The organism is Pontibacter beigongshangensis (genome assembly GCF_014332515.1).
Lineage (GTDB): Bacteria > Bacteroidota > Bacteroidia > Cytophagales > Hymenobacteraceae > Pontibacter > Pontibacter beigongshangensis.
This window is the reverse complement of sequence record NZ_VFSD01000003.1, coordinates 75,109-93,959: the sequence shown is the minus strand read 5'-3', so window position 1 is coordinate 93,959 and position 18,851 is coordinate 75,109. Positions and strand designations below refer to the sequence as shown.

Sequence of the window (18,851 nt, the reverse complement as noted above, 5' to 3'; positions counted from 1 at the left end):
TGCAGCAGAATACAGCTATGAGAATGGAGGTTTGGGCGGAAGTCCGGACCTTTTTTGTTTGTCCTTACTATAAGCGCCAAAAAGCTGCTTATGATGAGTAAGCTATCGCACTGCTTGCATCAAAGTAAAATCAAAGTCACCTCATTTTATCATTAAACCCATTTCCTTTACTTATATGAGACTTACCATTGAGAGAAAAAATGTTAAAGTATACCCGGACCCCAAACGGGTCATCGCCCGCTATTTCTTTAACAGCGAAGAACGGGCCCGGCAAGTCATCCAGCGTGTGATGGAAATGAATGACGGAGAAGTTTTCGATACCATATCCCCTATTCTGCAGGAGTATTCTAAACGCCACCGGAACATCACGAAAGTACTATACCGGCATTGCAGCCGCTTAAAGAGTATATTCTCTGACCTGAGTATGGACTATGAGCAGCTGCCGGCCTTCCGCAGGTTACTGATAGGGTCCTTTTTCACGCACGAGTATTCAATTGAATCAGCCGCTTTTTTCAATCCCTCTATCGTAGAGGACCCAGACCAGCGCGAGCTGGAAGAAGGACAGAAAAAGGTGATCATCAGCTTCAGGGCAGTAGGCGAAGGCCATATTTCATCAATTGTCTTTCGCAGAGCCCTGCTGGACAAGGATTGCAATATTACCGTGGATCCGGTAGGCAACCATGTGGACGAAGCAGAGATCATACACAGTGCTGCTTATGAAAAAAGCATATTTTTCGCAAACGGCTTTAGTGGGCAGATACGGCCAAAGGTATTAGCTAACGTTGCAGACAGGTTAGAAGAGCATTTCGATTTTAACCGGCTCAAAACGCTTATTACTAATTTAAAGCAGGAAGAGCCGGATGAGGAGTCTAAACCGGAATATGACAAAGTATTGTGGCTGGCCGATTCCTATTATAAAATTTCTTTTTCTCTGGATACGGACATCTCTGACCGTGTGATCTTCCCCATCTCCGAGTTTGAGCGCAAAGGCATTGAAGATGCCCGCTTTGTGCGCTTCACCGAGGATGACGGCAGCATCTCCTATTTCGCCACCTATACCGCTTACGATGGGGAAGTAATTGTTCCTAAAATGATGAAGACAAAAGATTTTTATGATTTCAAGATCATGCCGCTCTATGGAATGGGTGTTCAGAACAAGAATTTTGCGCTCTTCCCCCGGAAAATCAACGGCAAATTTGCCATGGCTTCCCGCAACGACGGCTGGAACAACTACATTATGTATTCAGACAATATTAACAGGTGGGAAAACCCGGTTAGGATTCAGAGCCCGAAGTACTCCTGGGAATTTGTGCAGACCGGCAATTGCGGCTCGCCTATAGAAACAGAGCACGGCTGGCTGCTGCTTACACACGGTGTTGGTCCCATGCGCCGCTATTGCATAGGAGCCAGCCTGTTGCAGCTGGATGATCCTACTATCGAAATAAGCCACCTGGCCGAGCCACTGCTTATTCCGAACAAGGATGAAAGAGAAGGCTATGTGCCAAACGTGCTTTACTCCTGCGGGCAGATTGTCCACAACGGCAAGCTTGTTATTCCTTATGGGCTCTCAGACTATTGCTCTTCCTTTGCCACAGTAGATCTAAATGCATTGCTTGATAAACTGCGCAGCCCGGCCTCAGCTGTGTAGAATTTGCTGGTAAAGGTGCAGGTAATCAGCGGCCATTTTTTGCTGCGAGAACTGTGAAAAACTCCAGGTGTGGCATTGCTGGCGGCTGATGTAGCTTATTTGCTGCACGGCCGCCACTGCTTCGCTTATATCGTGTACTAAAAACCCCGTTGCCTCATGCCGTATCAGTTCGGGCATAGATCCCCTGTTGAAGGCAATAACCGGTGTGCCGCAGAGCATAGCCTCCGCCACACTTAACCCAAATGGCTCGTCGAACAGGATGGGGTGCAGCAGCGCTATAGCCTTGCCCAGGAGTTGGTTCCTGCTTTCAGGCCCGGCGGCACCCAGGAACTCCACCTGATCGCTCAGGTATGGCTTTACCTTTTCGTCAAAGTACCCCTGATCCTGTATAATGCCGGCAATGAGCAGCCGCTTCTTGCTTTGCAGGGCAATCTGAATAGCTTCGGAAGTGCCTTTATGTGGATGAATGCGGCCAAAGAACAGGAGGTAATCCGCTGGCTCCTCTGTAAACGCAAAGTCTGCTTCCCGTATGCCGTTATAAACTGTGGCTATATAAGCCAGTGCCGGGCTGCGGTCGGAGTTGCTGATGGAGACGTAGTGGGAGGTGGCGTTGTACTTCTGGTAAACCGGTAAAATTTTAGCAGATGAAAACCCATGGATCGTCGTCAGCATCGGTGTCTGAACAAGCCGGGAGTAGGTAAGCGGCAAAAAATCGAAATGGTTGTGGATGATATCAAAATCAGAAGCCTTTTCCATCAGGTTGCTGATGTGCAGGCATTCGACTACTTTGGCATCCTGCGTGCGGTCTTCTTCATAGCCTTGGGCTACCACAGCATCCAGCTTTCCTTCCGTAACAGCATCCGCTGTGGCAAACAGGGTGACGTTGGCTCCCAAACGGACCAGCCCCTCTGCCACATTAGAGGCCATTTGTTCCCAGGGGCCATAGTGGCGCGGCGGAGTACACCACGCCACAGGTGCTAATACAGCTACCTTCATGCTTAAAGGGCTGGCTCCAGTACCTGCCCGGCAAGGTCGTACTCGTATTCGAGTTCCAAAGCCTTCAGTACAGCCAGATGGGAGATCAGATAAGCCAGGGTACTTTCCGCTCCCTGGTTCCGGTTAAGCCCGGTTTCCTGCAGGCCGTCGCAACAACCTTTCGTTTCATGGTCATACAAAGGAACGCGCAGAATATTTTCACCTAAAAACCACTGGTAGCTGATAAACATCTTTTCTACATAGAGGGACTCATGGGTACTTTGGTAGGCCTGCAGGTACAGCAGCACCATGGCCATCGTTTCGATGGCCTGCTGGTCAAAAACAGGCACCTCCCCGCCACGCTGATGCCACCCCTGGTTGCCGATCGGGCTGAGAAACCCTTTTTCCATTGTTAAGCTATCGAGGAAAGCCATGGATTCCATGGCCACCTTCTTCACGCTCTCATCACCCGTTATCTCGCAGGAGTGGAGCAATGCCAGCGGCAGAATGGCATTATCGTAGGTCAGCTTTTCTTCAAACCAATGCCAGTCGTTGCCGCGCTGCCGTGCATAAGCTTCCATTAAAGGAGTGGTCAGGCCCGCAAGCTCCTGTAGCAGCTGGTCATTATCAGGATGTGCTTTCAGGTAGTAACTCACCCCGATGATGGTGTTGGCTATGCCCCTTAAATGATGCAGCTGCCTGAAATGCGGAACAGAACGGAAAAACAATTCGCCGGCGAACTCTCTGTAGGAATTATTGGGGGCAGCGCTGATCAGGTAGCCCAGCGACCACACCGTGCGGCCAAAAGAATCATCTGAGCCCACTTCATCCAGGTATTCGCGCCTGAAACTCAGGAAATTACGGAAGTTACCGTCATCGCACTGCATATAATGAATAAAGCTAAGGTAGATGGGCAGCAACTCCAGTGCTTCCTGGCTTTTATTGCGCTGGTAGGCCATGAGCGCCATGATCAAAGCCCTGGCGTTGTCGTCCAGGCAATAGCCTTCCTTCAGGTTTGGGATGCCGTACTTGGCATGTTGCACAATACCGGTATCATCTGTCAGGCGGCAGGCATGGGTAAGGCTAAACTCCGGAATCCTTTCCGGGTCCACAATCTGAAGCAGCTCTTTCTCTACAAATACTTCCTCATCCAGCACTTTTCTTATCGTCTGAATATAATCAGCCCCAATTTTCGGCCAGCGTAAGTGCAGGCCGTATGCATAGGCATTACGCTTCAGGCTTTCTGTCGCTTTCGGATTATCGAGCAGATCAATCACCGTATCGGCCAGCATGGAGGCGTCCTTAAAATTAAACAGCCGTCCGCGGTTATTTTCCAGCAGTTCCAGGGCGTGCCAGTAAGGAGTAGAAACCACTGCTGCCCCGGCACCTACGGCATAGGATAGCGTGCCGCTGGTAATCTGGGCTTCGTTGAGATAAGGCGTCACGTAGATATGGGCTGCTGACAGATAGTTCATCAGCTCTTCTTCTGACACGAACTGATTGATGAACGTTAAATGCTTCTCCACATTCAGCCGCACGGCCAAGCGTTTCAGGTAATCGCGGTATTCTTCCCCGGAATTGCGCAGGATGCCCGGATGTGTTTTGCCCAGGATAACGTACATCACATCGGGGTGACGTTCCACAATCTTGGGCAAGGCCTGAATCACCGTCTCTAGTCCTTTGTTCCGGCTTAGAAGCCCGAAGGTCAGCAGCACCCGGTGGTTCCGGAAGGCAGACACCTTTTTCAGCGGGTTCACCGCAGGTGCTTCCAGGTCCGGCACGCCATGTTCTATATACTGAATTCTTTCCGGAGAAATGCCGTAGATAGTAGTCAGGAACTCGATGCCCCGGCGGCTCATCACGATTACTTTGGCCGATCGTGCTGCAATTTCCTGGATTATAAGTTTCTGGGTGTGAGATGGCTCCTGCAGCACTGTGTGCAGCACAGTGAACAAAGGCTTTTCCAGCCGGTGTAGCAAGGGCAATATATAAATGCCGCTCTCCCCTCCATATATGCCGAACTCATGCTCCAGCACCACCGCCTGCACATCGCTGGTATTGAGGAGCGTGGCGGCTTCGATATAATCTTTCTGGCGGTTCTGCCGGATAACGAACTTTATGTGTTTGGGGTAATCGTAAGTATGCAGCTCGTCGGAGTCGTTGATGGCAATTCCGAACCCTTTTTCCAGAGATGTCTGGTTGGGAAAATTGGCCTGAATGGCCCGTTCCACATTGTCGTTAAAAGTTGCAATGCCGCATTCCCGCGGTAAATAGGTGGAGATAGAAGCAATACGCATAATACAGGAAGGGAAAAGGAGGAAATACTGCCTTATCTGAAAAGTCTGTATACAAACAGAAATAAGCACAGTACAAAACTATAACGTGTGCTCTCCCGAAATAGGTTCACTTATCGGGGCCATACCTAAACTATGTCACTTATTCACTTGCGGCTTTCTTAAAGCTACAGCTTCCTGCCGGAATTAAGCCCATAGCCTTTAGCGCCGTTACGCCTGACCCCAACAAGCTACATCACCTTTTTACCACGCTCCTCTCCTATCTCCTCTTCACCATAATTCTCATTTGCGAAGATCTTCCACTGGATCTCCTCCCCCTGCCTGGTATACCAGCTGACCGGTTTCCCGGCCGGCTTTTCCTGCTTATCATAAAAGATCAACCAGACCCACACGCCTACCATCACAAGGAAGGTAATTACACACCCGGATATTATTATAACTTGTATCATACCCAAATGTAACAAGGCTGTATTACCTGACTATTAAGGACCTTTTACCATTCCTTTACTCTTTTTGTTAACCGCCAAGCCTTATTCGTGTAGCCTCATTGGCTTTGCACCCCATACTGAATTTAAAATTCTGAGTTTGCTCTGCCTCAACTTATATGCGGTAAGGATTGAGCCGGTCCCCCCCCTGTTGTACCTCAAAAACAGACCTTATGGGCAGCAAACGAGCAACAAGCATTCGTAAGGAGACAATTTTATCCTGAATATTTCGCTTTGCTTTTCAAAATTTTTGTTTTACTTTATAGGATGCGAATGCTGTAAAAACAGGCTTCGATTCCGTAAACTGCTTCTTTGTCCGCCCAAAAACTACTACATGGGAAATGCCCTCAACGCAATTAACGACATTGTCTGGAGTAATGCCCTTATTGTGCTCTGCCTGGGAGCAGGCATCTACTTTTCTGTTAAAACCCGCTTCCTGCAGGTTCGCTTCCTGCCGGAAATGCTACGTCTTCTTTTTAACGGCTGGTCGTCCGACAAAGGCGTGAGTCCTTTTCAGGCTTTCTCGATAGCCATAGCCGGTGTGGCAACCGCCATTGCCATGGGTGGGCCGGGCGCCGTGTTCTGGATGTGGGTGATCGCTTTTCTGGGGAGCGCCTCCGCTTTTATAGAGGCTACCCTGGGCCAGATGTACAAACAGGTAAAGGACGGGCAATACCGGGGCGGCCCTGCTTATTACATAGAAAAGGGCCTGGGTGTAAAATGGTATGCCGTGGTTTTTGCCGTTGCCACCATTATCAGCATGGCTTGCTTTTTGCCGGGCGTGCAGAGCAACAGCATAGCCACCAGCATGCACGCTGCCTTTAACATACCAGTGGCCGCAACAGGTGGCGCAGTAACCTTGCTGCTGGCGCTGATTATCTTCGGTGGCGTACGCCGCATTGGGAGAGTAGCAGAGTTAGCCGTACCCTTTATGGCTGGCGCTTATCTCCTGATGACAATAGTTATCATTGCCCTTAACATAACAGAAGTGCCTGCTGTGATCAGCCTGATCGTTCGGTCTGCTTTTAACCTGGAGCCTGCTTTTGCCGGTGTGTTTGGTATGGCGATTTCCTGGGGGGTGAAAAGGGGGATTTACTCTAACGAGGCAGGCCAGGGAACAGCACCGCATGCCGCAGCCGCAGCTGAAGTTAGCCACCCGGTCAAGCAAGGGCTGGTGCAGGCATTCTCGGTGTATGTTGATACCCTGCTTGTTTGCACGGCTACAGCCTTCATGATCCTGTTTACGGGGCAATACAATGTATCGAGTCCGGAAGGAGGCTATATCGTAGAAAATCTTCCGGGCGTAGAAATTGGCCCGGCTTTTACGCAGCAGGCGGTTAACACGTACTTTCCGTCGCTTGGCGGAGGATTTGTGGCCGTTTCGCTGCTGCTGTTTGCCTTTACCACCCTTATGGCCTACTACTACATTGCCGAAACCAACCTGAGTTACCTGAGCGCCAAAACAAATAAGAGTATGCTTTGGTTGCTCAGAGCCGTTATACTGGTGGCCACCTTTTACGGCTCCATTAAAACGGCCGCCACTGCCTGGCTGCTGGGCGATATAGGTGTGGGCATTATGGCCTGGTTAAATATGGTGGCCATCCTGCTGCTCCACAAACCGGTAATGCGGGCGCTCCAAGATTACTCTGCCCAATTAAAAGCCGGCCACGACCCGGCTTTCGATCCTGAGAAACTGCAAATCAAGGATATAGAGGGCTGGCATGTACCCAAAGAAAAGGAGCAAAAAGCTTTTGCCGGCTAGCGCCGACGCAGCCCGTGCTCCCATCTCCTGAAGGTCCTGCTAGCGGCAGCAGCAGCAGAGCCTCCGCAGGGGCATTTTCATTAGAATAATTCCTGTCTGGGGCTTTTGCCAAAATTGTAAATTCAGAGTTGGCAGCAGTAGTCAGATTTCCGGTTTGATAAGGACGGGGACCTCCTTCAAAAAAATCCTCTCCGATAAGGGAAATTTTAAACACTAGCTGTATCTTTAGCTTACAACCTAAACACTGAAACCATGACATTACAATTAGGAGATGTAGCCCCTGACTTCACGGCGGAGACTACGATGGGTACCATTGACTTCCATGAGTGGCTGGGCGGCTCCTGGGGCATTATATTTTCCCACCCTGCCGATTTCACACCGGTTTGTACCACCGAGCTGGGTGCAACGGCTAAGCTGAAAAGCGAATTCGAGAAACGCGATGTAAAGGTGGTGGCCCTGAGCGTAGACCCGCTCGACTCTCATCATGAATGGATAAAGGACATAAACGAAACACAGAACACCGAAGTAAATTTCCCCATTATTGCAGATCCTGACCAGCAGGTGGCGCAGCTCTACGGCATGATCCACCCAAATGCCAACGATAAGCTGACGGTGCGTTCGGTGTATGTGATCGGGCCTGACAAAAAGATAAAACTCACCATTACATACCCCGCCTCCACGGGCCGCAACTTTAACGAGCTGCTCCGGGTTATCGACTCGCTCCAGCTTACGGCCAACTACAGCGTTGCCACCCCGGCCAACTGGCAGCACGGCGAAGATGTTGTGATTGCACCAGCCATCCGAAACGAAGATATTCCGGCAAAATTCCCGAAGGGGCACAAAGAAGTAAAACCTTACCTGCGCACCACTCCGCAACCAAACCTGTAAGGCCAGGCCTGAAGTCATTATTATAAGGTCATTATGCCAGCTGCTTTTTTCTGGCATAATGACCTTGTTCAGTTTGCATTAAAAGAAAAGTACACCTCCCTATTATTCGTCGCCTGCCAGGCATAGCAGAAGTGAGCTCCAGAGGGCATTTTTGATTGGAATAATTTGGTTGTTGATCGTTAAATGGCTTAGTTGTTATATAGTTAAAGGGTTGGAAAATGGTCTATTTTTTATTATCCTGTGAAGGATCTCGTGGGCGGTAAGCTCTTATCTAAAGCTGTGATGAAATCCTGCTCATCCTTTCATCCTGCAAATTTCTGGATAGGTGCCCTATAGTGAGATTTAAATAAAAAATCCAGCAACTAACATTAGCTCCTATAATCTAGAAAAGATTCCGGATGCCGCCTTACTTCTGAATCGGGAGCCCCCTGTAGCAATTCAGGCAAACCACATCAGCCAACTTTCTTTGCAAATCGACATATTTTGCCCGACCTTCGGGTAATGAGAAGAACCGTTTCCCATCTACTCCTGGTGCTGCCTGTGCTGCTGGTGGCCTTTTCTGTACATTTTCCGGCTTTTGCGCAACCCCCAGTCATCCTGCCACTTCCCCTCCCGCCACAGGACACCTTGTTGTCGCCCCCACCCGCTGACCCGGATGCTCCCCGTTTCGTGCCGATCGACACGATAAGCTACCGGTTTATAGGCGACGGCAATTTTAGCTGGGGCAACGTGGACCGAAGCCTGATGGTGCTGCGAACCGAAGCTGTTTTTGGAGGACCAGCTGTCTTCATCGCCACCAACCCGCGCTTTGCCTATGGCAGGCAAAACAAAATGCTGGCAGAGCGTGAGTTGTATACCGACCTGAACGTGGAAGTGCTTAAACAAAACAAAGTGTACGGGTTTGCCATGGCCACCCTGGAGCAGAGCAACCTGCGCCGCATCGACCTGCGGCAGCTGGCGGGGGCCGGCGTCGGCTTCCGGCTCCTGAAGAACGACCGTCACGACCTTACCTTCACCAACGCCCTCATCCACGAATCCACTAACTTCAGGGAGCGGCCCACCATCGTAACGCAGCGGAATTCTGCCAGGCTCCGGGGCAGGCACTCCTTCCAGAACAAAAGAGTGCGGCTATCGCACACCACCTTCTTTCTGCCCTCGCTCGGCGACTTTTCGAATTTGCGCTGGAACACCATCATTTCGGTGGAGCTGCCCCTGAACAGGTGGGTAACGATCCGGAGCAACTTCGAGAACACCTACGAGAGCATTGTGGAACCCGGCCGCAAAAAGAACGACACCCGCGTTACTTTTGGCTTTTCGGTAGGGAACAAACGCTAAAGGATTCGCCCCCTTCTCCTACACCAGGCGGGTCGACAGCAGCGGAAAAATCAAAGGAGGGCCATTTTCATTCAAATAATTTGAACGAAAATGGCCTTCCTGATTTTATTATTGCACCTGATCCCAAAAAATCTGACCATGCCCTTCAGGCACTTTTTTTAAGCATTCAGGCGGTTTTATGAGTTACTTTCTCAACAATCCATCTACTGTAACAGCCACATAATACAGGCCGCCTATGGTTGGTCCTGCCGCATACTGGATGTAGCGCTGGTTAAAAATGTTGGTGCCACCTGCTTTTATGGTTGTTTTTAGTACTGGCAGCCTATAGGTAACCTGAGCATCTATGGTGTGGTAGGCGGGCACTACGCCATTAGCAAGCGGACTCTCCCACAAAAAGGCATCCTGCCATCTCCACACAATATTAAAACCAAGGTTTTCTACCACCTCGCGGTTCCCAACTGAAAGGTTCGTAAACCAGTTGGGGGTATTAAAGGCTGTCACGAAAACGTCACGCTCCTTGTTCGTGCGAATGTTGTTATAATTAACGTTTCCGGAAATGGTGAATTTTTGGTAAAAGTTGTAGGTAATACCCATTGAGGAACCATAGTTATTGTATTTATTCCGGGCATTGGTGTATACCCTGTAGCGGGTTTGCTGAGAATTTCGGTTGGCGGCCAGCATGGCCGATACCGCCTCATCAGTACCAACCTGAACCTGGTTGTTTTGCGGCACCGACACCTCTACCTGCCCCAGAAAGCCATCGTACTCGTTCGTATACGCATCGATATCAATTATCAGGCTGTTGTCGAAAAGGACGCTTTTGTATCCAATCTCAAACGAGTTGATCCGTTCCGGACGCGTGGCCGAAAGGTGGGTAACCTCGAGCAGTGCACGGTTTTTCAGGGCAGCTTCACTGGAACTCAGTCCAGCCGAGACATCCTGGTTAACGGCCGCATTAAAGGTGTTTACCGATGCGAGCGTATAGGAATTGTTGAGGTAGCCCAGGCCTTCATTAATAAACCCGAGCCCCCCTACCCGGCGCACATTCCCATTGTTTACATAAGAGAGCGCCTCGAACAACGACGGGAACCGGAAGCCGTTCTGGAAGGAAACCCTGAAGTTATGGTGTTCGGCCAGGGTGTACACAGCCGCTATTCTGGGGTTCAGCTTCGGATCAAACTCCGGGTTATAGTCGAGGCGCAGTGAGCCGGTAAGTTTAAGCTTGTCGTGTAGCAGCAACCTGGTTAATTGTGCGAAACCTCCTACTTTAGCATAATACACATTGTCGCCACCGGGCTGTGTCCGCTCCGCTATCGGCCTCGAAAAGTCCACAAAGTTGTTTCCATCCGGGATCACCTCATATACGCGCAGGTCTGCTCCAACCAGCAGGTCAGCAAACTTAAGCCTGTCTGAAAAATCGTATTGGCCTTCGGTATGGTAAATGCGGCTGCGCTGCGAAAGGAATGCACCGCCGGTAGCGGGTGCACCTGGAATAATTTTGCCGTGGTCCCAGTTGTTGATACCACGGATGGTGCGCTTCAATTCTTCAAATGCAGGCGTACCCGGCACTACACGACCTGCATCAGCAGCCTCACGTGCCTGTTGCATGGCACTGGGCAGGGCAGCACCGGCATTTAACTGTTCCTGCAGGGCCGTTTTAAACCTGGCACTCCACGCTGCATTGGTTCCGCCACTGGTAATCTCCAGATTGTCTACCATCGGTTTCACATTGTAAGAATCACCTGTATTTTCGAGGGCCAGGTAGGAGCGCAGGGTGTAGTTTGGTCCTTTCAGTTCCAGCCGATGATTCTGCATCACTACATTGTCGAGCTGTATTTTGTTGCCGCGCTGGAACACGCCATCCATCTTACCAACCCGATAGCCGTAAGAAAGCTCGGCATTTTCCGTAAGCCGGTAATGCAAAGCAGCGTCAAACTTGGCGTTGTCTACGGTAGGGCTTACAATATCACGTTCCCAGTAGCCGGTCCTTCTCACCAGGAACGATTGGTTCTCGGCGCCATTGTAGTTGATGCCACTAATTGTAACAGCATTGTTGTTTTCATCGCCATACTTGTTCCAGGCATCATAAGCGGGGTTGTTCTCTCCTGAAAGCTCAGAGTAGCGCGGGTTGGCGGTGTTCAGGCTATTGGGATTCTGATCGGTGGTGGTGTTGGCACGCCAGTCGGTTCCGCGCATGTAGCTGGCATTCACTTTAAAGGCCCACTTATTATTATAGGCACGGGCAAACCTGATGGCAGTTTCTGTTAAAACACTCGGTTTGTGGTCCAGGCCATCTACGTGGTTTACCCCGGTACGCTGGTAAAGGCTCAGCCCCTGGTGCAGAAAAGGGCTTTTAGTAATCATGTTTGCCATGCCGTTAATGGCGTTCATGCCGTAAAGCGCTGAAGCAGCGCCGGGCATAACCTCTACGCTCTCCACATCCAGCTCGTTCGGCCCTATCGTGTTGCCTAACGGCACCCCCAGCGTTCCGGCCTGCATATCCACGCCATCTACCAACTGCATGAACCGGAAGTTATTCGGAATATTGAAGCCGCGTGTGTTAGGTACTTTAAAGGTAATGCTTGAGGTCGTCATCTGCACGCCCTTCACATTCTCAAGCGCGTCGAAAAAAGACGGAGCCGGCGACTCCTTAATGGCTCTGATATCGAGTTTTTCGATAGCCACCGGCGATTTCAGAATACTCTCCTGCACTCGCGAGGCTGTTACAACCACTTCGCTTCCCAGCACTGTTTGCGTACTCATGCTGATGTTCAGCTTCACCCCGGGCTTGGCCACCTCATACTCCTGAGGCTGAAAGCCGACCGAGCTAAAAACAATGGTAAATGGAAATTTAAGCCTGGACCGTAGTTCGAAAGCCCCGTTTCTGTCGGTAACTGTTCCTGTAATGGTGCCTTTTATGGTAACGTTTACCCCCGGAAGAGGCAGCCTGTTATCTTTTTCTGTGACGATGCCAGCTACTTCCACAAGATTGGTTTCCTGGGCTACAGCTGTGTTAAACAGTAAGAATAGTGATATGAATAGTAGTATATAATTGAGTTTCATGTTTTATGTGCTTAAATGTTGTTTTGAAAAATGAAAAAGCAGCATGCTGTGTAGGACTGCTACAACAACCATTTTTGACAGAACCATATACCTTCATCTTGTAATCAGAAATTGGTGTGACCTTAGTTTTCATAATTTCGGGTTTAACTATATAATGTCTACAGAAATAATAGACAAATAGAAATGTTTTATTTTAATGCTCCAAATTTTTTGCGCCATTTATTTTTTGAATTTTAATCGTCAGTAGTCACGCAGAACAGAGGTTGCGCCTTTAAAAATTAGAAATATTACATTTTTGTTCTAACACACTTTAAAAGAAATAATACCACCGATTCACTTTTGGTATAGTACCAATTTATATCGACGGCATTTCGGAACCGTAACTCATAGTATGCACTCCGTTCTGAGATTAGTTTAAATAAAAGAACTTTGATATGTATAAGGCTTTGTACTTAGAATCAAAAACTGGCAGATCGTGTGATTACTCTACTTTTAAAGAAGTTTTGAAAACCTGCCTACTTGTGCTCGATGGGCAGTAACTCCTGCTCCTCCCAACTATCAAAGAACCATGGCTGTATCCATGAATTGCAGCGGTACAGATGTTAAAACTATACATTTTCAGAATCCCCCTGATTTATGTAACTTTGCATTTAACAAAAAAAAAACAGCCCTTCATGCTTTCAAAAAAAGCAAAATATGCGCTCAAAGCATTACTTTACCTTACCAGGCAACAAAACGCGGGCTTAGTGATTATCTCTGATATTGCCGAAAAGGAACGGATTCCGCGCAAATTCCTGGAAGCGATTTTAGTTGACCTGAAAACCAATGGCATCCTGCACAGCGTAAGGGGTAAAAAGGGCGGCTACTCCCTGGCAAAAGACCCGGCCGAGATTTCAGTGGGCAACATTATCCGGATGATCGATGGCCCCCTGGCTCCCATCCCCTGCGTAAGCCACCAGTACTACCGAAAATGCGACGAATGCATGGATGAAGCGACATGTGAAATCCGGATTGTCATGAAGAAAGTGCGCGATGCCACTGCCGCCATATTAGACACTACTTTTCTGAGCGACCTTGAAGCGTTGAAGGCCATCCTGCAGGAAGAGTCTGATCAGCCGATAGATTTCCAGATATGAGGCCGGAAGCGTTCCTGCTTCTTTGCAATGATTGGTTTACCGAAACTGCTTTCCACTATCCTTACTTTATGCATTCACCCTACAATACCTGCAGTCCACCCCTGCTCTGGTAGTAGGTGGCATTTTAATCGCTTCACCAATCTTAAAAACGGCTGATTGTGCTGTATATTCCTGTTCTTTTTTGGCGCTAAACATCTAATTTTCACCCTGATTATGAGGCACTTTAGCCTGAACAAAGTCATGTGCGAAAAAAAAATTCGTTTATATGTCTACTAAATTACTAGATTTAATATAGATTGCGTAGAATTTGCAGACTCAGCCAGATGCGGTACATCCTTTTTTTAATCCTCATGCCCATGCTGGCCCAGGCGCAGACACCTAAAAATGTGCTGCAACAGGATCTGCTCTGGTTTCGCTACCAGAACCAGCTCATGATCAGCCCGAAATGGCTGCTGCAGTCGGAGATCGACAATCGGATTTTTTTCGGCCCCCTGAAAGAGCATCACCTGGTGATGCGGACACAGGGGCGCTACAACATACATGAGCAGCTGCAGGCGGGAGCTGGCGTTACCTATGCCTTACAGCATCCGCAAGACCCGAAGTCGGAAAGCAAGCTGGCCATACCTGAGCTGCGGACACAGCAGGATATCACGCTGAAGCAGTCGGTGTGGAAGGTAAGCCTGTACCACCGGTACATGGTCGAAGAACGCTTTATCCGGAAGGTGAAGGAACAGGAGCTACAGCCCGGCTACAACTTCAGCTTCCGGTTCCGGTACAGGCTGCAGGCCGATATACCGCTTGTTAAAAATGAAGTTCAGAACCTGGGGCTTGTGCTCTACGACGAAGTAATGGTTCAATTTGGCAGAACCACCGGGAAGCATGTTTTCGACCAGAACAGAATGTATGCCGGCTTGAAGTGGGGGGTATCGCCAGCGTGGGCGCTGGAGGCTGGCTACCTGCACTGGTTTCAGCAACGGGCAACAGGCACCGATTTTTTCAGCAGAGACATAGCACGCGTAAGTATTTACCATAAAGTAACCTTAAAAAAGGATGACAAATAAGTTTACTCTCAGACACATCGGCCAGTTAATCATCGGGCTGAAAATAGCCCTGGTGCTCTTTTTAGCCATAAAAGTACTTGTCTACAGCGATGGCGATTTCAGTATGCCCTTCGACAACAGCTTTTTCCTGTTTGTGGCCGCCGGCTTCCTGGCACAGATTATAGACGGTGCCCTCGGGATGGCCTATGGCGTGAGCTGCTCCTCCCTCCTGCTTTATTTTGGGGTTTCGCCTGCCGTTGCCTCCGCCAGCGTGCACACGGCAGAAGTCTTTACCACAGGGGTTTCTGGCCTCTCGCACCTTTTTATGAAGAATGTAAATAAGAAGCTCTTCCTTAAAATCGTTATTCCGGGTGTGATCGGAGCTGTTCTTGGGGCCTGGCTCATCTCCGACATTTTAGACGGAGGCGCTGTGAAACCCTACATATCCGGCTACCTGCTGCTGATGGGCGTGCTGCTGCTGATCAAAAGCTATAAAACGCTGAAGCCGAAAGAGGAGGTAAAGCAGGTGTCGCTGTTAGGCCTGACCGGTGGTTTCTGCGATGCCATTGGGGGCGGTGGCTGGGGTCCTATTGTTACCTCAAACCTTATTTTTCAGGGCCGCACCCCCAACGAAACAGTGGGGACTGTAAACACGGCTGAGTTCTTTGTCGCATTTTTTAGCACGGGCGTGTTTCTGTTCTTCGTTGGGATAGACAGCTGGCAAATTATTCTGGGGCTGATTACAGGCGGTGTGGTGGCCGCCCCCCTGGGTGCCATGATGGCCAAAAAGGTGAAGCCAAAAGCCCTGATGCGGATGGTCGGCATCCTGGTGATAGCCATATCAGGCTTCACGATTTATAAAAGCCTGTTTTAAGCAAGCCCAGGCATCATCAGGTTCGCCTAACTAAGGCTGCCCGGTTAAAAGCAGTAGCAGCGGAGCCTCTGGAGGGGCCTTTTCATTGGAATAATTTGGCTGGTTCATGTGCTGATGTGCTAATGGTTTAATGTGCTAATTGCTCAGATACCTATCACGTCCTGGGGATGAATATGCTGACACATGTTGGTTCCAACTGTCTTAGCTGCTGCTTTTTTCGTTGCCTTCATGCTGTCTTGTGTTATTAGCAGTAGGCTTAGCGCTCACGGCTGGGAAAGGTGCCTCATGCCAAGGCCGGGATCTGTGAGATGCCAGCTCAGGTCATTCATCTCCAAATCTTCTCATCTTCAAATATCCAAATTGAATAATTCCCCAATTAAAAAATTAGCACAGCAGCACATTAAACCATCAGCACATGAACCAATTATTCCAATGAAAAGGCCCCTCCAGAGGTTCTGCTGCTTCCCCATTAACCCAGGAACCTGACCCTTACAACTCTCCTGGCAGTTACCCGCCCGTCAGGCGATGCCGCCATCAGCAGTTAAAAAGAAGGCTGGTGCAGCAGGAGGCACTTTCTGGCTTTGAAAGACTTCACCCTCAGCCACAACGGCCACCTTCCGGCAGCACACGCGGCACAGGCTCCAGCCTCAGATGATCATTTTGGAAAGGAGTTGCCAGGTAGGCATGTCGCCTCCTGTTACCACACCCATTCCGGCCATTGCCGCTAAGCGCAGGCGCTTGTCTGCCCCTCCTCCCAACCTGAAAAACAGGCACTATTGGTGGTGCAATTATGCTATATTTCAGCGACTCAGCTATTCGGAATTTGTTTCACCTTTTATACAACCAGTATAATATCGGTATCGTGATACGAGTATCGTTTTTCTCAAGGTGATGCCATGTATGGTTCCGGAAAGTCAAGTCGCCGGCTATACACAGGCTGGGCTGTTCCTAAATAAAATCCTGCCTGAAGTACTTGCATAAAACAGCGGTTATAAGCCGAAAGAGTATAGTTAAAACGAAATAAAAGTGGTAATTTTACCTATTAATGTATCTTTTTACACACATGAGTGAAGTGGAAGAAAAACAACTAGCAAATAATTATTCAGCAGATAGTATTCAGGTGCTGGAAGGACTCGAAGCAGTCCGGAAGCGACCTGCCATGTACATTGGCGATATAGGCATTAAAGGCCTGCACCACCTGGTGTGGGAGGTAGTTGACAACTCGATCGACGAAGCCATGGCCGGCCACTGCGACGAGATTTCGGTCACCATCAATCCGGATAACTCCGTAACCGTTTCTGACAATGGCCGCGGCATCCCGACCGATTTCCACCAGAAAGAAGGCCGCTCGGCCCTGGAGGTGGTAATGACAGTGCTGCACGCCGGTGGCAAATTCGATAAAGACACCTATAAAGTTTCCGGCGGCCTGCACGGCGTGGGGGTTTCCTGCGTAAATGCGCTCTCTACCGACCTGCACGTAACGGTTCACCGCAACGGGAAGATTTTTGAGCAGCACTTCAACATTGGGGCGCCGCAGTACCCGGTGCGCGAAATCGGCACAACAGACAGGACCGGCACCACAGTGCAGTTTAAGCCCGACGACTCGATCTTCACCACCACCGAATTTAAATACGACACGATCCAGAGCCGCATGCGCGAGCTCTCGTTCCTGAACAAGGGCATCCGGATAAACCTGCAGGACCTGCGCGAACTCGACGAAAACGGCCAGCCCCTGTATTCCGACTCTTTCCTGTCGCAGGGCGGGCTGAAGGAATTTGTGGCCTACCTCGACGAGACCCGCGAGAACCTGATTCCGGAGCCGATACACGTAGAGAGCGAGAAAAACGGTGTGCCCGTGGAAATTTCGCTGCAGTATAACACCTCCTACACCGAGAACATCTTCTCGTACGTGAACAACATCAACACCATAGAGGGCGGCACGCACGTAGCCGGTTTCAGAAGGGGGCTTACACGAACCCTGAAAAGCTATGCCGAGAAATCGGGCATGCTCGACAAGGTAAAGATCGACATTGCCGGCGATGACTTCCGCGAAGGATTAACTGCAGTTATCTCGGTAAAAGTACAGGAGCCACAGTTTGAAGGGCAGACCAAGACCAAACTGGGCAACTCCGAAGTGTCTGGCGCCGTGGATACTGCCGTAGGCGAAATGCTGAACGAGTACCTGGAGGAGCACCCGAAAGAGGCCCGCATTATCGTGCAGAAAGTTATTCTAGCAGCACAGGCCCGTTTTGCCGCCCGCAAGGCCCGCGAAATGGTGCAGCGCAAAAACGTGCTCTCCGGCACCAGCCTGCCCGGCAAGCTTGCCGACTGCTCCGACAACAACCCCGAGAACTGCGAGCTCTACCTGGTGGAAGGCGACTCGGCGGGCGGATCTGCCAAGCAGGGCCGCAACCGCAAGTTCCAGGCCATCCTGCCGCTGCGGGGTAAGATCCTGAACGTGGAAAAGGCCCAGGAGCATCGCATTTACGAAAACGAAGAGATCAAGAACATGATCACGGCCCTTGGCGTGAGCTTCGGCACGCCGGAAGGCGACAAGGCCCTGAACATGCAGAAGCTGCGCTACCACAAGATCATCATCATGACGGATGCGGACGTGGACGGCTCTCACATCCGGACCCTGATCCTGACCTTCTTCTTCCGCTACATGAAAGAGCTGATCGAGAACGGTTATATCTACATCGCCCTGCCGCCGCTGTACCTGGTTAAAAAAGGCAAGGAAGAGCGCTACTGCTGGAGCGAGCAGGACCGGATCGACGCCATCAGAGAAGTAGGAAAAGGACGGGAAGACACCGTGAACGTGCAGCGCTACAAAGGTCTTGGCGAGATGAACCCGGAACAGCTCTGGAACACCACCATGGACCCCGACACCCGCAGCCTGAAGCGGGTATCTATCGACTCAGCCGCAGAGGCAGACCACCTGTTCTCCATGCTGATGGGCGACGAGGTAGGTCCACGCCGCGACTTTATTGAGCGCAACGCCAAATACGCCCGCATAGACGTTTAATTTTTCAGATTATCATTTTGCAGAAGAGCCAGCCCACCAGCTGGCTCTTTTTGTTTTACAGATCCTCGTGCAGCTTTGTAACCCATTTCAAGAACGACGGATTAAACCTCCGGAGGGCCATTTTCATTAGAATAATCTGGCTGGTTAATATGCTGATGATTTAATGTGCTGATGTGCTAATTTTTGATTTGAAGATGAACAGAAAAGCACCAGTTACCGCATAAGCTTTAGCTTAAAATAAAGGCTACTATCTAACATCTTGTATCTAGCATCTTTAAACGCCTCCGGAGGGTCATTTTCATTCAAATAATTTTGCCCAAGCCCCA

General features: G+C 49.9%; 12 protein-coding genes. 8 read left to right on the top strand and 4 right to left on the bottom strand.

What is annotated here, in order from left to right:
• Positions 1–175: 175 nt before the first annotated feature.
• Entirely contained in the window at positions 176–1,648 is a 1,473-nt protein-coding gene (locus FJM74_RS03985; protein WP_187261276.1) for a glycoside hydrolase family 130 protein, read from the top strand.
• Here the strand turns inward: FJM74_RS03985 and FJM74_RS03980 are convergent.
• From FJM74_RS03980 to FJM74_RS03970, 3 genes are all read right to left on the bottom strand, one after another.
• Positions 1,637–2,644 (bottom strand): glycosyltransferase family 4 protein, encoded by a 1,008-nt coding sequence (locus FJM74_RS03980; RefSeq protein ID WP_187261275.1) that lies wholly within the window; start codon positions 2,642–2,644, stop codon positions 1,637–1,639. The genes FJM74_RS03985 and FJM74_RS03980 overlap by 12 nt on opposite strands.
• Positions 2,645–2,646: 2 nt before the next feature.
• On the bottom strand, positions 2,647–4,920 hold the full coding sequence (locus FJM74_RS03975) for a glycosyltransferase family 4 protein (RefSeq protein ID WP_187261274.1): 2,274 nt from the start codon (positions 4,918–4,920) through the stop codon (positions 2,647–2,649).
• Positions 4,921–5,147: 227 nt separating this feature from the next.
• Entirely contained in the window at positions 5,148–5,366 is a 219-nt protein-coding gene (locus FJM74_RS03970) for a hypothetical protein (RefSeq protein WP_187261273.1), read from the bottom strand.
• Between the two features lie 370 nt (positions 5,367–5,736).
• On the opposite strand from FJM74_RS03970, the gene FJM74_RS03965 reads away from it, so the two are divergent.
• From FJM74_RS03965 to FJM74_RS03955, 3 genes are all read left to right on the top strand, one after another.
• Positions 5,737–7,164: an alanine/glycine:cation symporter family protein gene (locus FJM74_RS03965; RefSeq protein WP_187261272.1), complete on the top strand. Its 1,428-nt coding sequence runs from the start codon at positions 5,737–5,739 to the stop codon at positions 7,162–7,164.
• Between the two features lie 252 nt (positions 7,165–7,416).
• On the top strand, positions 7,417–8,052 hold the full coding sequence (locus FJM74_RS03960; RefSeq protein WP_187261271.1) for a peroxiredoxin: 636 nt from the start codon (positions 7,417–7,419) through the stop codon (positions 8,050–8,052).
• A 501-nt stretch (positions 8,053–8,553) separates the two neighbouring features.
• A complete protein-coding gene (locus FJM74_RS03955) occupies positions 8,554–9,387 on the top strand; it encodes a DUF481 domain-containing protein (RefSeq protein ID WP_187261270.1) in 834 nt (277 codons plus the stop codon).
• A gap of 183 nt (positions 9,388–9,570) precedes the next feature.
• Here the strand turns inward: FJM74_RS03955 and FJM74_RS03950 are convergent, their stop codons facing one another.
• Positions 9,571–12,450: a TonB-dependent receptor gene (locus tag FJM74_RS03950; protein ID WP_187261269.1), complete on the bottom strand. Its 2,880-nt coding sequence runs from the start codon at positions 12,448–12,450 to the stop codon at positions 9,571–9,573.
• A 674-nt stretch (positions 12,451–13,124) separates the two neighbouring features.
• On the opposite strand from FJM74_RS03950, the gene FJM74_RS03945 reads away from it, so the two are divergent.
• The 4 genes from FJM74_RS03945 (at position 13,125) to gyrB (ending at position 18,525) form a co-directional block, all read left to right on the top strand.
• The gene (locus FJM74_RS03945) at positions 13,125–13,586 is read left to right on the top strand and encodes an RrF2 family transcriptional regulator (protein ID WP_187261268.1); all 462 of its coding nucleotides are present in this window, start codon (positions 13,125–13,127) and stop codon (positions 13,584–13,586) included.
• A gap of 323 nt (positions 13,587–13,909) precedes the next feature.
• Positions 13,910–14,647 (top strand): DUF2490 domain-containing protein, encoded by a 738-nt coding sequence (locus FJM74_RS03940; protein WP_187261267.1) that lies wholly within the window; start codon positions 13,910–13,912, stop codon positions 14,645–14,647.
• Positions 14,637–15,500 (top strand): sulfite exporter TauE/SafE family protein, encoded by an 864-nt coding sequence (locus FJM74_RS03935; protein ID WP_187261266.1) that lies wholly within the window; start codon positions 14,637–14,639, stop codon positions 15,498–15,500. Before FJM74_RS03940 ends, FJM74_RS03935 begins: the two co-directional genes overlap by 11 nt.
• A 1,063-nt stretch (positions 15,501–16,563) precedes the next feature.
• Entirely contained in the window at positions 16,564–18,525 is a 1,962-nt protein-coding gene (gene gyrB / locus FJM74_RS03930) for a DNA topoisomerase (ATP-hydrolyzing) subunit B (RefSeq protein WP_187261265.1), read from the top strand.
• Positions 18,526–18,851 lie beyond the last annotated feature (326 nt).

What these genes read in the sequence shown, in the direction of transcription:
- FJM74_RS03985 (WP_187261276.1), top strand. Translation starts at nt 176, where the DNA reads ATGAGACTTACCATTGAGAGAAAAAATGTTAAAGTATACCCGGACCCC.
- FJM74_RS03980 (WP_187261275.1), bottom strand. Translation starts at nt 2,644, where the DNA reads ATGAAGGTAGCTGTATTAGCACCTGTGGCGTGGTGTACTCCGCCGCGC.
- FJM74_RS03975 (WP_187261274.1), bottom strand. Translation starts at nt 4,920, where the DNA reads ATGCGTATTGCTTCTATCTCCACCTATTTACCGCGGGAATGCGGCATT.
- FJM74_RS03970 (WP_187261273.1), bottom strand. Translation starts at nt 5,366, where the DNA reads ATGATACAAGTTATAATAATATCCGGGTGTGTAATTACCTTCCTTGTG.
- FJM74_RS03965 (WP_187261272.1), top strand. Translation starts at nt 5,737, where the DNA reads ATGGGAAATGCCCTCAACGCAATTAACGACATTGTCTGGAGTAATGCC.
- FJM74_RS03960 (WP_187261271.1), top strand. Translation starts at nt 7,417, where the DNA reads ATGACATTACAATTAGGAGATGTAGCCCCTGACTTCACGGCGGAGACT.
- FJM74_RS03955 (WP_187261270.1), top strand. Translation starts at nt 8,554, where the DNA reads ATGAGAAGAACCGTTTCCCATCTACTCCTGGTGCTGCCTGTGCTGCTG.
- FJM74_RS03950 (WP_187261269.1), bottom strand. Translation starts at nt 12,450, where the DNA reads ATGAAACTCAATTATATACTACTATTCATATCACTATTCTTACTGTTT.
- FJM74_RS03945 (WP_187261268.1), top strand. Translation starts at nt 13,125, where the DNA reads ATGCTTTCAAAAAAAGCAAAATATGCGCTCAAAGCATTACTTTACCTT.
- FJM74_RS03940 (WP_187261267.1), top strand. Translation starts at nt 13,910, where the DNA reads ATGCGGTACATCCTTTTTTTAATCCTCATGCCCATGCTGGCCCAGGCG.
- FJM74_RS03935 (WP_187261266.1), top strand. Translation starts at nt 14,637, where the DNA reads ATGACAAATAAGTTTACTCTCAGACACATCGGCCAGTTAATCATCGGG.
- gyrB (WP_187261265.1), top strand. Translation starts at nt 16,564, where the DNA reads ATGAGTGAAGTGGAAGAAAAACAACTAGCAAATAATTATTCAGCAGAT.